At 38.2% G+C, this 14,861-nt stretch carries 15 protein-coding genes; 12 read left to right on the forward strand and 3 right to left on the reverse strand.

What is annotated here, in order from left to right; all coding sequences use genetic code 11:
• Positions 1-180: 180 nt before the first annotated feature.
• From dnaN to LEP1GSC199_RS08150, 7 genes are all read left to right on the forward strand, one after another.
• A complete protein-coding gene (dnaN, locus tag LEP1GSC199_RS08120) occupies positions 181-1,299 on the forward strand; it encodes a DNA polymerase III subunit beta (RefSeq protein WP_002980410.1) in 1,119 nt (372 codons plus the stop codon).
• Positions 1,299-2,396 carry a DNA replication/repair protein RecF gene (gene recF, locus LEP1GSC199_RS08125; protein WP_002980518.1) on the forward strand — a complete coding sequence of 366 codons (1,098 nt, stop codon included), beginning with the start codon at positions 1,299-1,301 and terminating at the stop codon, positions 2,394-2,396. The genes dnaN and recF overlap by 1 nt, the downstream gene beginning before the upstream one ends.
• A gap of 3 nt (positions 2,397-2,399) precedes the next feature.
• Complete coding sequence (locus tag LEP1GSC199_RS08130; RefSeq protein WP_002980361.1) at positions 2,400-2,723, forward strand: DciA family protein; 324 nt, start codon at positions 2,400-2,402, stop codon at positions 2,721-2,723.
• A gap of 79 nt (positions 2,724-2,802) precedes the next feature.
• The gene (gyrB, locus tag LEP1GSC199_RS08135; protein WP_039926389.1) at positions 2,803-4,722 is read left to right on the forward strand and encodes a DNA topoisomerase (ATP-hydrolyzing) subunit B; all 1,920 of its coding nucleotides are present in this window, start codon (positions 2,803-2,805) and stop codon (positions 4,720-4,722) included.
• Between the two features lie 19 nt (positions 4,723-4,741).
• Positions 4,742-7,267, forward strand: coding sequence for a DNA gyrase subunit A (gyrA, locus tag LEP1GSC199_RS08140; RefSeq protein WP_002980356.1), 2,526 nt, complete (start codon positions 4,742-4,744; stop codon positions 7,265-7,267).
• A gap of 13 nt (positions 7,268-7,280) precedes the next feature.
• Positions 7,281-8,294, forward strand: a complete 1,014-nt coding sequence (locus LEP1GSC199_RS08145; protein WP_002980495.1) for a tRNA dihydrouridine synthase — start codon at positions 7,281-7,283, stop codon at positions 8,292-8,294.
• Positions 8,295-8,305: 11 nt separating this feature from the next.
• On the forward strand, positions 8,306-8,689 hold the full coding sequence (locus LEP1GSC199_RS08150) for a PilZ domain-containing protein (protein WP_002980513.1): 384 nt from the start codon (positions 8,306-8,308) through the stop codon (positions 8,687-8,689).
• Positions 8,690-8,759: 70 nt separating this feature from the next.
• Here LEP1GSC199_RS08150 and LEP1GSC199_RS08155 read toward each other — a convergent pair whose 3' ends face one another.
• On the reverse strand, positions 8,760-9,341 hold the full coding sequence (locus tag LEP1GSC199_RS08155; protein WP_002972335.1) for a lipoprotein LipL21: 582 nt from the start codon (positions 9,339-9,341) through the stop codon (positions 8,760-8,762).
• A 129-nt stretch (positions 9,342-9,470) separates the two neighbouring features.
• Between LEP1GSC199_RS08155 and LEP1GSC199_RS08160 the strand changes: the two genes are divergently transcribed.
• Entirely contained in the window at positions 9,471-11,048 is a 1,578-nt protein-coding gene (locus LEP1GSC199_RS08160) for an LIC10012 family protein (protein WP_002980317.1), read from the forward strand.
• The gene (locus LEP1GSC199_RS08165; RefSeq protein WP_002980403.1) at positions 11,029-11,916 is read left to right on the forward strand and encodes a helix-turn-helix domain-containing protein; all 888 of its coding nucleotides are present in this window, start codon (positions 11,029-11,031) and stop codon (positions 11,914-11,916) included. Before LEP1GSC199_RS08160 ends, LEP1GSC199_RS08165 begins: the two co-directional genes overlap by 20 nt.
• Here LEP1GSC199_RS08165 and holA read toward each other — a convergent pair.
• Positions 11,895-13,004: a DNA polymerase III subunit delta gene (gene holA, locus LEP1GSC199_RS08170; protein ID WP_002980401.1), complete on the reverse strand. Its 1,110-nt coding sequence runs from the start codon at positions 13,002-13,004 to the stop codon at positions 11,895-11,897. The genes LEP1GSC199_RS08165 and holA overlap by 22 nt on opposite strands.
• 51 nt (positions 13,005-13,055) lie before the next feature.
• On the opposite strand from holA, the gene LEP1GSC199_RS08175 reads away from it, so the two are divergent.
• Entirely contained in the window at positions 13,056-13,286 is a 231-nt protein-coding gene (locus LEP1GSC199_RS08175; protein WP_002980515.1) for a hypothetical protein, read from the forward strand.
• On the opposite strand, the gene LEP1GSC199_RS08180 is transcribed toward LEP1GSC199_RS08175, so the two are convergent.
• Positions 13,283-13,843 carry a Maf family protein gene (locus tag LEP1GSC199_RS08180; RefSeq protein WP_002980377.1) on the reverse strand — a complete coding sequence of 187 codons (561 nt, stop codon included), beginning with the start codon at positions 13,841-13,843 and terminating at the stop codon, positions 13,283-13,285. The two genes, LEP1GSC199_RS08175 and LEP1GSC199_RS08180, sit on opposite strands and share 4 nt — an antisense overlap.
• A gap of 57 nt (positions 13,844-13,900) precedes the next feature.
• Here LEP1GSC199_RS08180 and LEP1GSC199_RS08185 point away from each other — a divergent pair, with 57 nt between their 5' ends.
• Together LEP1GSC199_RS08185 and LEP1GSC199_RS08190 are read left to right on the forward strand one after the other, a co-directional pair.
• On the forward strand, positions 13,901-14,125 hold the full coding sequence (locus LEP1GSC199_RS08185) for a hypothetical protein (protein ID WP_039926405.1): 225 nt from the start codon (positions 13,901-13,903) through the stop codon (positions 14,123-14,125).
• Positions 14,122-14,859 carry an SDR family NAD(P)-dependent oxidoreductase gene (locus LEP1GSC199_RS08190; protein ID WP_039926390.1) on the forward strand — a complete coding sequence of 246 codons (738 nt, stop codon included), beginning with the start codon at positions 14,122-14,124 and terminating at the stop codon, positions 14,857-14,859. Before LEP1GSC199_RS08185 ends, LEP1GSC199_RS08190 begins: the two co-directional genes overlap by 4 nt.
• Positions 14,860-14,861: the final 2 nt, after the last annotated feature.

The raw sequence follows: 14,861 nt of genomic DNA on the forward strand, positions 1-14,861 counted from the left end.
CCTTAAGCGAGTCGGTAACTGTTCAAAGCGACATAAATATTGACACTTGCAAAAAGGAAAAAAACTGACATAATTCAATAAAAATTGATGTTTCCAGGCTTTATCGACATACTGACAGAACCAACGGAAACGACATAATATATATAAAGATATATAATATAATAAAGAAGAAGAGGAAAAATGAAATTCACTGTCAATACTACAGACTTCCTAAAAGCAATCAACTCAGTGGATGGTGTCATCTCGGTTCGAGAGATCAAATCGGCTCTTTCCAATTTGAAAATCCAAACTGGGGACAATGAAGTTTATCTTTCTGCGACTGATTTAGAGATCGCGATCAAAACTTCTGTTCCATCCACCATTGGAGAAAAAGGAACGGCATCATTACCCGCCAAACAACTCTCCAGTATTTTTAAAAATTTAAACTTTGATACAAGTTTACTCACAACTACTGACCAATCAGAAAATTCAGAGACAACTATTACTGATGCTTCAGGAAAGATGGACACTAAGTTTAAAGTCAATGGAATCGATTCGGAAGATATCAAAACGATTCCTAAAGTCGATGAGTCAAGTGTGGTTGAGTTTCCTTGCCAAACCATTCGCGAGATGTTTCGTAAAACTTCTTATGCAATGGCGATTGAAGAAACTCGTTTTGTATTCAATGGTCTTTTCTTAAAACCAGATAACACAGACTTAATTGTGGTGGGAACGGATGGACGTCGTCTTTCTAAAATTGTTCGTAAGTTTCCAAAACAGTTTCCATTTAAAAATGGAGTGATCATTCCTCACAAAGCAGTTCGTGAAATGCTAAAGATGATGGAAGGAAAAGAAACAGCAAAGATTGGTTTTGTGGAAGAACAAATTTATGTTTCTTCTGGAAACGTTGAACTTCTCTTTAAATTGATTGATGGAAACTTTCCTGATTATGAACAAGTCATTCCCAAACAAACTTCCGAGTCTGTTCGTGTGGTTAAAGCTGACTTTTTAACTTTCTTAAAACAAGCTTTGATTTCCGCAGAAGAACCTTCGAAACAAATTCGTTTGGCTTTTACAAAAGGAAGTGTAAATATCAGTTCTTCTAATCCAGGAACTATGATGTTTGATCACAACATGCCAATCGATTACAATGGAGAACCAATCACCATTGCTTTTAAGGGTGATTATTTGAGTGATGTGGTAAAAGCTGTGGACGATCCTGAAGTGATTTTAGAGTTCACTACGTCTAGTGCACCGGTTCTATTCAAAGATCCATCGGATAGTGACTTTGTTTCAGTCATCATGCCAATGAAACTTTAATGTTTCTAAAGAAAATTTACATAAAGAACTTTCGTAATCACGAAGAAACAACACTCACTTTCCAATCACGTCTTATCTTTTTTATTGGCAACAATGGAGAAGGTAAGACAAACCTTCTAGAGTCAATCTCCCTTTTATCTTATTTAAAAAGTTTTCGTGAGTCCGATCAAAACCAACTCCTTCGTTGGGATACATCTGATACTTTCATTCGAGCTGAATTTGAATCCGAAGGGAATGAATACCTTTTTGAATATGGAATTGAACATTCTTATTCCAAACGAAAGAAACTAAAAGTCAATGGAGAAGAGTTTAAAAAGATTTCCGACTATGTAGGATACTTTCGTTCGATCGTGATGAGCCCACCGGACATTCTGATTATTGAGGATGGGAATGTGGAAAGAAGGCGATTCCTAGATGCCTTTATCTCTTCCACAAACAGATACTATCTAAAACAACTCATTGAATATGATAGACTTATCAAACAAAGGAATGCGGCGCTAAAAAAGGAAAACTCCACAGATCGTGAAATTGGAATTTGGGATGAACCCATCATTGAACATGATGCGGAAATTCGTGAGATTCGGACTAAAACTATTGAGAGTCTTGCGGGATACTTTCATAAAAACTTACAACAGTTAAGTTCAGGAAAAGATCCCTTCTTTTTGACTTATAAACCAAACCTAACTTCCAAAGAAGAACATAGACAAAGGTTAATCGATAACTTACGAAAAGACAGAGCTATCGGTTACACGAGCTGCGGCAATCATAGGGACACACTCCCGATAGGTTTTGATGATAGAGACCTAAGTGGGTTTGGATCTCAGGGCCAAAAACGGAGTGCTGTCATTGCTCTAAAAACTGCTTGTTTCCAGATGATCCGGGATACAACGGGAGAAGCACCGGTACTTCTCATTGATGACATCATTCGAGAATTGGATGTCAAACGGAGAGAATACTTCGTGAATTTGATTTCGGAATGTGGACAGGCATTTTTTACCACCACTGATTTAGAAGGAATCAATGAATATGTAGGCAACCTAACAGTAGATAAAGAAATATACCAAGTAGAAAATGGCAAAGTGAAGGTGTTTTCTTAGATTATGAAGAAAGTAGAACTCTCTGAGCTCTTCCAAAGTTTGGAAAAAATGGGTATGGATCGGGAAACTGTCTTTCGTGACCAGATCCTAAAAAAACTCCGATTGCAATGGAATGAGATCGTAGGTGAGTATTTTGGCAAACAAAGTTTCCCTAAAACCATAGATGGGAAAAAACTCACAGTTGTTTGTCGTCACTCCATGATTTCCCAAGAATTGGAGTTCCAAAAGGCCGAACTTCTGACCAAAGTGAACTCAATTACGAACCCGGTTTTACTGGAGAAAATCCACTTCAAAACAGGAAACGAATTCCAAAATCCTAGGTCTTAAAGCCACCCAAATCCCCCCGATTTCACTTGCCCTTCGAAGGTCTTTCTAGGATACTTCCTTTAGGGTATCTTATAAATCTATGTCGAACCAAACCGATCCAAACGCCTATTCAGCCTCGAAAATCAAGATCCTAGAGGGTCTTGAAGCGGTCCGGAAACGTCCCGGAATGTATATCGGAACCCAAGATGAGTCAGGCCTGCATAAGATGGTTTATGAAGTGGTGGATAACTCAGTGGATGAGGCGATGGCCGGCCACTGTACTGAGATTGATGTTCGCATCTTACCTGATCATATCATAGAAGTGCGTGATAATGGTCGTGGGATTCCTACGGGAATCCATCCCGACAAAGGTAAGTCCACAATTGAAGTGGTGCTTACCATTTTACACGCCGGTGGTAAGTTTGAAAACGATGCTTATAAAGTTTCCGGCGGTCTCCATGGGGTAGGGGTTTCTGTTGTGAACGCACTTTCCACTTATTTAGAAGTGGAAGTTCACCAAGAGGGCAAACTCCATTACCAAAAATACCAAGCCGGTGTTCCAGTAGAGGATGTAAAAGTCATTGGAGAGACAACTCACCGTGGAACAGTTGTTCGCTTTAAAGCTGATGATACTATTTTTACAACTGTTGATTTTTCTTATGATACACTTTCTGCACGATTTCGAGAAATAGCTTTTTTGAATAAAGGCCTTCTTATTCGTATTGAAGACCAAAGAAAGGAAGAAGTTGCCAAACATGAGTTTAAGTTTGATGGTGGGATTGTTTCCTTTGTGGAATATATCACAGAAGCCAAACATCCGCTTCATAAAGTTTTACACTTTGTGGGAGAAAAAGAAAATGTTTGGGCAGAGATTGCTCTTCAATACTGTGATACATATAGTGAAAATATTTTTTGTTTTACCAACGCGATTAACAACAACTTAGGTGGAACCCACTTAGAAGGTTTCCGAACTGCCCTCACAAGAACTCTGAATGACCATCTAAAGAAAGACCAAATTCTTTTTAAAAAACAACCCAATGGTTTGCAAGGGGATGACATAAAAGAAGGACTTTGTGCCGTCATTTCGATTAAAATCCCACAACCCCAGTTTAACTCACAAACAAAAGAGAAATTAGTAAACGCAGAAGTGAAGGGTCTTATGCAAACCATCACGGGAGAAGGACTCAATCGTTTCTTTGAAGAAAATCCTGCTGTCATTAAAAAGATTTTAGAAAAATGTATTTTAGCATCCAAAGCGCGGGAAGCTGCAAGAAGGGCGCGAGACCTTACCAGAAGGAAAACGGTTTTGGAAGGTGGTGGTCTACCGGGAAAACTTGCCGATTGTTCCGAAAAAGATCCTGAACATTGTGAGTTGTATCTTGTTGAGGGGGACTCGGCGGGTGGTTCAGCCAAACAAGGTCGTGATCGCAATACCCAAGCAATTCTCCCACTCAAAGGAAAAATTCTAAACGTAGAAAAAGCGCGTTTGGATAAAATCTTATCAAACGAAGAAATTAGAACTCTAATCACCGTTATGGGAACGGGAATTGGGGATGATGAGTTTAATATCGATAAACTTCGGTATAAAAAAATCATTATCATGACGGATGCGGATGTGGATGGTTCACATATCAGAACTTTGTTGCTTACTTTTTTCTTTCGTTATATGAAACCCATCATTGAAACAGGATCTTTATTTGTCGCACAACCTCCGTTATATCTTTTAAAGTTTGGACGTGAGGCAGTTTATGTTTATTCCGATCGGGAAAAGGATGAAATCCTAAAAGCTAGACCAAATGATAAAGTTACCATCCAACGTTACAAGGGACTTGGGGAGATGAACCCGGAACAACTTTGGGATACCACAATGGATCCAAAAGAACGTGTTATGTTACAAATTAAGTTACAAGATTTTGTAGAAGCAGAGGATACATTCAATATCCTTATGGGAGACGAAGTATCTCCTCGCCGTCGTTTCATTGAAGCGAATTCATACAAAGTCGCAAATTTAGATCTTTAATCGGAATTAGGAAAGAAAAATGACCGAACAAAACGGCCAAGAAAACGAATCAAACAAAACCTTAGCATTGAATCTTTCCGGTAGACCAGACGTAGCCGGAGCACTAAAAGCTGGCGTACGGGTCATTCCGGTGGAAATCGAAGACCAAATGAAGGAAGCTTACCTAGATTATGCGATGAGCGTAATTGTAGGTCGCGCCCTTCCCGATGTCAGAGATGGATTAAAACCAGTTCACAGACGTGTTCTCCATGCGATGAATGAAAGAGCTTGGAGATCAGACCGTCCTTATGTAAAATCAGCGAAAATTGTTGGGGAAGTAATTGGTAACTACCACCCTCATGGTGACTCACCTGTTTATGAAACCATGGTGCGGATGGCCCAAACTTTCTCGATGCGAGAAACTCTGATTGATGGCCAAGGTAACTTTGGATCCGTTGACGGTGACAATGCGGCGGCTTATCGTTATACAGAAGCAAGGCTCACAAAACTTGCTGAAGAACTTCTAAAAGATATCGAAAAAAATACGGTAAGTTTTTCACCAAACTTTGATGATACGAGACAACAACCCGATGTATTACCTGCCAATTTTCCAAATATTTTGGTGAATGGATCTACTGGAATTGCTGTGGGTATGGCAACCAACATTCCACCGCATAACCTAAAAGAATCGGTAAGTGCCGTAATTGCTCTCATTCAAAATCCTGATATAACACTTCCGGAACTCATGAAAATCATTCCAGGCCCGGATTTCCCTACTGGTGGAACCATTATCGGTGGGGAAGGCCTTTACCAAGCTTACGCCACAGGTAAGGGTTCCATTCGGATTCGTTCCAAAGTTGATATCATCGAAAACAACAAAGGTCGCGAGATCATTGTCATTAATGAAATTCCTTACCAAGTAAACAAAAAGAACCTACTCGAAAAAATCGGGGACTTGGTGAATGAAAAGATCATTGAAGGGATTTCTGAAATTTTAGATCTTTCCGATCGAAAGGGAATTCGTGTTGAGATCCATATCAAAAAAGATGCGAATGCTCAAGTGATTCTAAATCAACTTTTTAAACTCACACAACTACAAGTGAGTTATGGAATCACCATGCTTGCGATTTTGGACAACCGTCCTAAAATCTTTTCTCTGAAAGAAATTCTAAAAGCTTATGCCAATCACAGAAATGAAGTCGTTATCAAACGAACTGAATTTGATTTAGATAAAGCTCAGAAACGAGCTCATATCTTAGAAGGATTACGGATTGCACTCGATAATATCGATGAAGTGATTCGAATCATTCGGGCTTCGAAAGATGCGAGAGAAGCGCAAGGTTCTTTGATGTCCACTTTCGCTCTCTCTGAGTTGCAAGCCGATGCCATTTTAGAAATGCGTTTGCAACGACTCACATCACTCGAAGTGCAAAAGATCATTGAAGAATTAGAACAAGTGAGACTTCTCATTGCAGACTTAGAAGACATCCTTTCCAAACCAGAACGAGTGAAATCCATCATCTGTGATGAACTTGGAAAAGTGGCACAGTCTTTTGGAAACACCCGCTCTACTGAAATCAGTCTTGAGTCTTTAGAATCTTCCACCTTTAACGCAGAAGATTTGATTGCTGATGAAGAAGTGGTGGTCCAACTTTCAGAAGATATGTTTATCAAACGTCTACCTATGGATACCTTCCGACGTCAGAAACGCGGTGGAAAGGGAGTTCAAGGAATCTCGAACAAACGAGAAGACTTTGTTAAAAAACTAAGTAGTGCGATGACTCATGACAACTTGATGCTCTTCTCGAACAAAGGTCGCGCTTTCCTAATGAAAGTTTACGAGCTGCCAATTGGATCCAAAGAAGCACGTGGAAAGTCCCTCAAAGCAGTGATCAATTTGAATGATGATGAAATCATTACATCGTTATTCACTTTTAGAAACTTTGATGAATCCTATCTCCTTATGGTAACAAGAGAAGGATTTGTGAAAAAGATCCAACTGGATGAATTCACAAATACAAAAAAATCGGGAATCATTGCCATAGGGTTACGCGATGGAGATGAACTCATCGATGTGATTGCCAATCCAAATAACTACGATGTGTTTATCGGAAGTAAAAACGGTCTGGCGATTCGAATGAATTTGAATGAACTTAGGTCGCAAGGTAGAACTGCTTCCGGTGTCACTGCAATGAAGTTAGAAGACGATGATGCGATTGCCGGGATTACAAAAGTAGAACCTGAAACTACATTATTCTGTATTTCTGAAAATGGATTTGGAAAACGTACGGATTTCGAAGAATTCTCAACCAAAGGTCGTGGTGGCAAAGGGATGACCTACTTTAAGATTGGCGAAAAAAACGGGCGCTCTGTTGGTATTGCTACTGTGAAAGACGACGATGAACTACTCGTCATCACTCAGTCTGGTATGGCAATTCGAGTGGAAGTGAAAACTATTTCTATGGTAGGGCGTTCCGCAATGGGTGTCAAAGTTGTAAATACCAAAGACGAAGACTTTGTAAAAGACTTTGCAGTTGTTCGGGACTCAGAAACTGAATCTGAATAGTTAGAGAGATCGTATGATAACCATCGGGAATGTAACAATCAAAGGTGATGTTGTTCTTTCTCCGATGGCTGGTATTTCTGACAGTCCGTATAGACAAATTACTAGACGCTTTGGCTCTGCTTTTGCATATACGGAATTTGTTTCCACAGAACAGTTATTACTGGGAAATACAAAATCTCTTGATATGTTTCGTTATTTAGAAATAGAACGACCCATCTTTTTTCAAATCTTTGGTTCCGATTTAGAAACTGTTGTGAATGCTTCTGAAATTGCTGCTTCCAAAAAACCAGACGTGATAGACCTCAATATGGGATGTTCTGTGGCAAAAGTATCTCATCATGGTTCCGGTGCGGGACTTTTACGGAATGTGCGTTTGGCAGGTTCCATGATCGAAGGGATACGGAAAAAAACAGACATTCCTGTAACTGCAAAAATTCGTCTGGGTTGGGATTCTAATTCTTTAAATTATTTAGAAACAGTCAAAGTATTAGAAGGATCGGGAGTCTCTGCGATTTCCGTTCACGGTCGAACGAAAGCGATGGCCTACACTGGGCTTGCGGATTGGAACGCCATTGGCGAAATCAAATCTAAAGCCAACGTCCCGATTTTTGGAAACGGAGATGTAGTTAGTTTTACAGAAGCTTTAGATAAGAAAAAAAAGTATGGAGTGGATTTGGTTCTTATTGGTCGCAAAGCCATTGGCAATCCTTGGATCTTTTCTAACGAACCAAAAGAAACCCAAACTTGGTTAGAGATAAAAAATGTGATTCGAGAACATCTAGATCTAATGTTAAATTTTTATCCTTCCGGTGATGATTATGCTTTGATCCTTTTTCGAAAACACTTTATACGTTATATAGAAAACACTGGTTTTCCTGATGAGGCAAAACGAGAGTTATTACAGATTTCAAATGTAAATCAATTTATAGATAGATTGGAGTCCGCTTCTATGGATTCCAGATTTTTGGAAACAAGCGAAATGAAAAACGAGAGTATAAACTGTGAAACGTTTATGAATCTCGTGTAGAGGAAGTTAAAATGGCAGATTCAAGACAGTCAATATTTTCAGATAGTTATAGTAAATATGGCGGAGTGAAACAGAAACGTAAAGATGCAAGAGTCAAGTTAGATGTGCCTTGCACTGTGGAACTTGTAAAAGCAAAAAATACACCTGTCAGTGGACATCTTTCTGATTTAGGAACGGGAGGTTTGGCTTTTCAAACGACTGCCATCTTTTATGAAGGGGATCAAGTGAAAATTCATTTTTCCCTCCACCAAAATCCGTTAGAAATTATTGGAACTGTTCATCGAACAGCAGGTAAAACCACCTCAGTAATCTTTCAACCATTAGGTGCTGCAGATCATAAAATTGTTCAAGAATTCATCCACAAACATTACTTTGACCCTAAAACAAAAAAGTAAATTGTTCTGAAGGCAAAAAAAAGCCTCCAAAGAGGAGGCTTTTTTGAAACCTTAAGTTACAACAGTCAGATTACTGAGCTGCAGTTGCCTTTGCTTCAAGAGCTTTTTGTCCACCTGCATAACGCAAGTATCCAACACACTGACATTCTTCCCAAGTTTCAGGTTCGCCAACATTTGCGCAAATTCCTGTTTCATTGTTAAGTGAGCAGCAGTCATAAACTCCAACACCTTTGATGATACCTTTAGATTCAGAAACGATCACGGAACCTGTGGATTGACCATCAGATACACCGGATGCTTGTTCTAAATATTCACCCAAGATTTTTTTCAAACCATCACCAGCAACTTGAAGACGAGCTGCTTCACGGCAAGTGGATTGTTTCATTGCAACTGAGTTAGCTTTGATTGCTTTGTCAGAAGCACGTGCAGAAAATTTCATGTAAAGATAATCGTATTCTTTCTCTTTTCCTTTGCAATACTCAGCAGGGCTTTCACCACGTTTTGCAGCAGCGGCGTCAGGCGCACAAGCCCAACCTTCAAAAATCCAACCATTTTTACCTACGGTCGTAGCGTCTCTTCTGCCTCCATCATTGGATCCGCAAGATACAACAAATGCGATTAGAGAGGCACATACGATAAGCGATTTCTTCATAAAGAATCTACTCCTTTTCCGAAGAATTTGACCCCATAAAAACACCTTGTCAATCTTTTCTCAAAGAAAACGAATGATGCGCGTAGGATAAAGATTTACATTTTCCCTCAATAGACCGATTCTAATTTTATGTCTCGCCGGCCCTTCCGAATCTCTTATGCGTTGATCCTTATTTTCATTGCATTCTTCCCCGAATATATTCTGGGGAAAGAAATTTCTATCCTACCTGCTTATATTTCGGGAGAAGTTCCTCCGGTTCTTGGATCCAGACGTGAGGCAGGATTTGAATTGTCCCGGCTTTCGCGACATTATTTAAAACGAAATTTTTTTACTGAAATTACCGATCCAAAATTGGTAGAAACGTATTTAAATGAAACGGAATGGAATGAGGAAGCAGATGTAAAAGATCAGGATTTGTATTCTTATTGCAGTGAGTGGGATTCACATTTTGTGGTTCAGGACCAAATTGATTTTGGAAATCCCATTCTTGTTAAAACTGTAATTTACAATTGTAAAAATCAAACCAGACAAACGATTCAATCAAAACTCATCTCCAATTTTGTATTAGCTTATGAAAAACATAATGATAAGAGTTTTCGTTTTTTACCGCCGCGTTTCTACGAAAAGAAAAATAAAATAGCTCCTAATTATGAAATTTCTCTCTTTATAGACATTCATTCATCCTATGCTTATTACAAGAAAGATGTTCTTAAGAGTTTATCTTCGCTTTATGATCAGGATGGATTGTACTTAGGTGTTACTCTTATAAAAAAAGATAAAACCATAACTATTCCGCCAACAAAAGAACATACTGAAATTAAAAAACTTATGGAAGAAACAGGATGGCAAGGCAACAATCAAACCGATTCGGTAGTTTCCGCATTACAAGGATTAAAATCAAAAGTAACATCCGGCAAAAAAGAATCGAGAAAACTATTCTTACTACTTTCCTCTAATGTTAAGGATAAATCTAGTTCCATCATTATGGCTCTGAATGATTTGCGTCATATGGAAATTGAACCTGTCATCTTAATTCCTAACCATTCCGATCTTAGCACCATTAGAGAGTTGCAACGGATTGGTAAGGCTAGTAATAGTCGCGTTGTAGGAATCACGGAATACCAAAGGATTGGAACTTCAGAAGGTTATGAATACTTGTATTTAAACCAGTTTAATGTGTATTCGTCTGTGGAAGAGTTACAGTTGCCTTTCAATTGGAACCAAAACCAAATAAAAAAATACGATGCTTCTTTAGTTCGGGCCGCAGTGGATGTAATTACTCCTTACAATTTGTATCTAGCTTATGAAAAGATTGCAGACAAACGAGTTTTGGAAAAAGAAGAAATCAAAACGGATTTGGAATACTTACTTCGCACAGAATCTAATACGGACCAATCGGAAAAAGATAGATTCCAAACAGTTCTTTTAGAATCAAAAGGTGAGGCCATTTGGATTCAATTACCTTATGATGTAGCTGTTACCAAAGGAAAAGAGTATTTGATACAAACTACCTTTGTTCTCGATCCTTTATCAACTTGGGGAGTAAAAAATGCTCCTGCAGAAACAAATCTGCTAAAGGTAAATACAACTTATCCTAAGACATTGATGGTGAAACCTTCGCAGGCTAAAAAGTTTTTAGATACAAATAAAATCAGGGAATTTAATGGCTACCTACAAGGGACAGTGAGTGTCATCAAAAAGAAGTAAATCCAATACAGAATGGATTTGTAGCGGATCAGACATACAAAAGATTCGCAACCAATGGATCGAAACATCCAACTCCAATTTGCCAATGTTAGTTATTGGAGAAAAGGGAGTGGGAAAAAGTTTTTGGATTCGTAGGAGTTTAGAACAAAGGAACATTCCGGAAAATGCGATCATCAACTTGGATTTTGAATATCCGTTTTCTTTTTCAGATAAGTTAGAGAAAATTAAATCTTCTAAACAAATAGTCACAATTTATATCGATCAAATCACGAAGGCAAAACCAGAAGAAGTTCTTCAATTACAACAGTGGTGGAAATCCGAAAAATATGAAGAGAAGTCAAAGGTATATTTGTATTGGGAAATTCAATCTGATGAACTCGAAATACTAAATCAAAAGAATGTATATGCTGATTTTTATGACCAATTAAAATCCTTTCGTTTTGAACTTCCCAATCTCAAAAAAAGAATTTCTGAATTACCGCAGTTGGTTTCTCAATTTTTAGCGGAAGCAAATGAAGGGTTAAATAAAAAAATCACAGGCGTTGAAGAAGAGTTCTATGTATTTTTTAAAAACAAAACCTTCACTTCAAATATATCTGAACTCAAGGATATGATATTTGCACTAGTAGGATTTTCTTCTGGGAAACAATTACACTGGAAACAAATTCCTTCTCATTTTTTTGAGAACCAATTATCGGATTTAGAAGTAAAACCAGGGATCAGTTTAGACTTGTATGAAAAAGAAATCATCAAAGCGAATCTAATTTATACAAAAGGAAATCGTGAAAAAGCAGCTAAGTTACTCGGAATTTCAGAAAGAAATTTATATCGAAAACTTCATGAATATCAATTGGAAGATCTTTCTTGAAGTAAAGAAAACAAGTGCATTATTTTTTGTAAAAAATAGTTTTTACCTTCTTCATCCCGAAGTCCCGATTTGAATTTAATATTCATCTCAATTACTTGGTCATAAAACTGGTCTAATATTTTATCAGTAAACAATGCAGAATCAGAAACCAATTGTCGTCTGACAAAGTTTTTTCTAGCATCTGAATAACTTCCTGTTTTTAAAAGTTCATCCATAAGTGGAATCGGAACTTCACCGTTATGCCTTGAGCGAATGACTTTGATTTTACGAATTTCATCCAATTTGTAAGTAAGCCTTGTTAAAAAACTAAGTATCTCTGAGTTTTGATCACTAAATTTTGTGAACTCTTTGAAAAAATCCACCTTTCGTTTTTGAATTAATGATTCAACAAGGGTGTTGGTATTGAGTTCGTTTTGGCTGAATAAAATTGCATTCACATCTTCGATTGTAAACTTAGAACGGTGCAGGTATTGTTTTAATTTTTTAACACTCTTTAGATAAGCACCCACGTTTGCAGGAATTCTATGTATGAATTCATCGGCAGCATTGGATTCAAAATTTACTTGTTCCTGGTCACAAACTTCTTTGAATACTTTTGGATAATCACTTGGGTATAAAAATTTTGTTTTATAAAAGTTAAGTGTACTTTGAAAAAGTTGGATTAAACTTTGTGGAATGTCTTTACTATCGTAATGCACCAATAGAAATATTTCATCGGATACAGAAGTAATGTTTTTGCGAAATCCAGAAGCAAAGTCTTTCCATTCCTGTGCGGACTTCGTATCAAGAATAGGTTTAAAAAGTGCTGTTGCTTGTTTGACAATGATCAGTTTGCGCGGATAAAACATATCCGGTGTGAATAGTTCTGCAAAAAGTTTTGCCTGTTCTCCCGATTCAGAAACAATCAGAATGATTTCGTAAGTTCCTGCGGATTTAGAAAGGGTCTCCTTGTAATGATCAATGATAAGTTCAAATTCATAGGAGTCTTCCCCTGAGTAGGCAAAAAACTGGGGTAAATTCGAAGTTTGGGTTTTGAAGAGTTGGAAAAGAGAGGTAAATTCCCTTGCTTGCGATTTTTTTGTTTCCATTTTCTGTAAACCGGTCTAATCTTTCGTTAGGATCAGGGCGATATTCATACTATGGAAATCTCAAGTAATGTGGCAAGAGTTTCAGGACTAGGCGAACCGTATATGTATGTGTCCCCCACATACAATACCCAGGCAGTCGAACAAGTAGAAGCGATCCAGTCTCGTGCCTACCAACCTAAATATGTTTCTGGTGAAACAGAAAAAAAAGCGGCGGAAATCCAAACTAGCCCGGATGCAAAAGCATCCTACAAACCAGGAAATTTAGTCAACATCTACGCCTAAGATCTTCCCCAGAATGGCAACCACACCGAAGAACGTGAAAAAAAACTTCGGAGTGGGAATCCCATAACATTCGTATACGAACCTTCTCTCGAAAACACCGGCCCATTTTCATCCTGGATTCCGTAAGAACCTGCCTTATCAAAAGGCTTACATCGTAAAATATACTCTCGAATTTCCTCTTCCGTCCAATTTTTGAATTCGATGATGGTCTCTTCATAAAAAAAATCAGTAACTGAATTTGTTCTTAGAGAAGCTCCCGAAAAGACAGAGTGTTTGTTCCCGGAAAGTGTTTTTAGAATGCGAATGGAATCGTCCAGATCCATTGGTTTGTGTAAAATTTCATTCTGAAAAACCACGATGGTGTCAGCAGCTAGATATAGATTATTTTCATTCCCTTGACTACCCAATTTAGAGTGAACCATTCGTTCTAAATAAACTAAAGGGGGTTCTCCCTGGTTTTGGGTCTCATCTATGTTTGCTGGTTCTACTCGAAATTGGAATCCAAGATCTGTAAGGATTTGGATCCGTCTGGGAGACGTCGATTTGAGTATAAACAAATTCTTGCTATTCCTTACGGGATATTGTTTCATTTCATAATGATGAATCCTCGACTTTTGGCTATAATTTTATGGGCATTCGTTTTGGTTTTTGGATGTAAACGAGGTTATTCGGAAGACATCCAAGATTGTAATCCCGTGGCGGATTATTACGATAAAGGAACCCATTACATAAGAAGAGATTTAGTTCGGGACGATAATACGTTAGATTATAAAAAACTTATGGAAGACACAAAACCTCAAGCTAGCGATTGTTATCCTTCCAATCACGAGGTAAAATGAGTTTGTTTGATGTAAAAGGAAAAACAATTTTAATCACTGGTGCGAGCCGTGGCATTGGAAAAACATTAGCTTTAGGATTTCGAGATGCCGGTGCTATTGTTTATGGGGCAGGTTCTCGGCCAGAATCAATTGAATGGATGGCCAAAGAAGGGATCAATGGAGTAGTCCTCGATGTTCGTAATGAAGGAGCTGCCTTTGAAGTCATTGGTCAAATCAAAACGAAACACGGAAGGCTCGATACACTCATTAATAATGCAGGGATTGCCACCAACACTCCTGCTTCTGGATTCAAAGAAGACGAATTACAAAATATTGTTCAAACAAACTATGTCGGAGTTTTCCGCAATTGCCAAGCATACTACAAACACCATAAAAAAGAAGGTGGGAACATTATCAATGTGGCTTCAGTTTTGGGTATGGTCGGTAGTAAACTTGCTTCTGTATATTCAGGGACTAAAGGAGCTGTGATTACACTTTCCAAAGCCTTAGCTATTGAATGGTGCAATAATGGTTACCGAGTGAATGTAATTTGTCCAGGACTCATTGATACTGAGATGACAGATATGATTAAAGATAAAGAATTTATCATGAAACAAGTGCTTGCTGGAATTCCGATGGGACGACTCGGAAAACCTGAAGAAATTCTCGGGGCAGCGATTTATTTGGCATCCGATTCTTCTTCCTACATGACTGGCCAATGCATTGTTCTAGACGGGGGGCTGACTGCACAGTAGCA

Origin of the sequence: Leptospira vanthielii serovar Holland str. Waz Holland = ATCC 700522 (assembly GCF_000332455.1) — a bacterium.
In the GTDB taxonomy this organism is placed as follows: domain Bacteria; phylum Spirochaetota; class Leptospiria; order Leptospirales; family Leptospiraceae; genus Leptospira_A; species Leptospira_A vanthielii.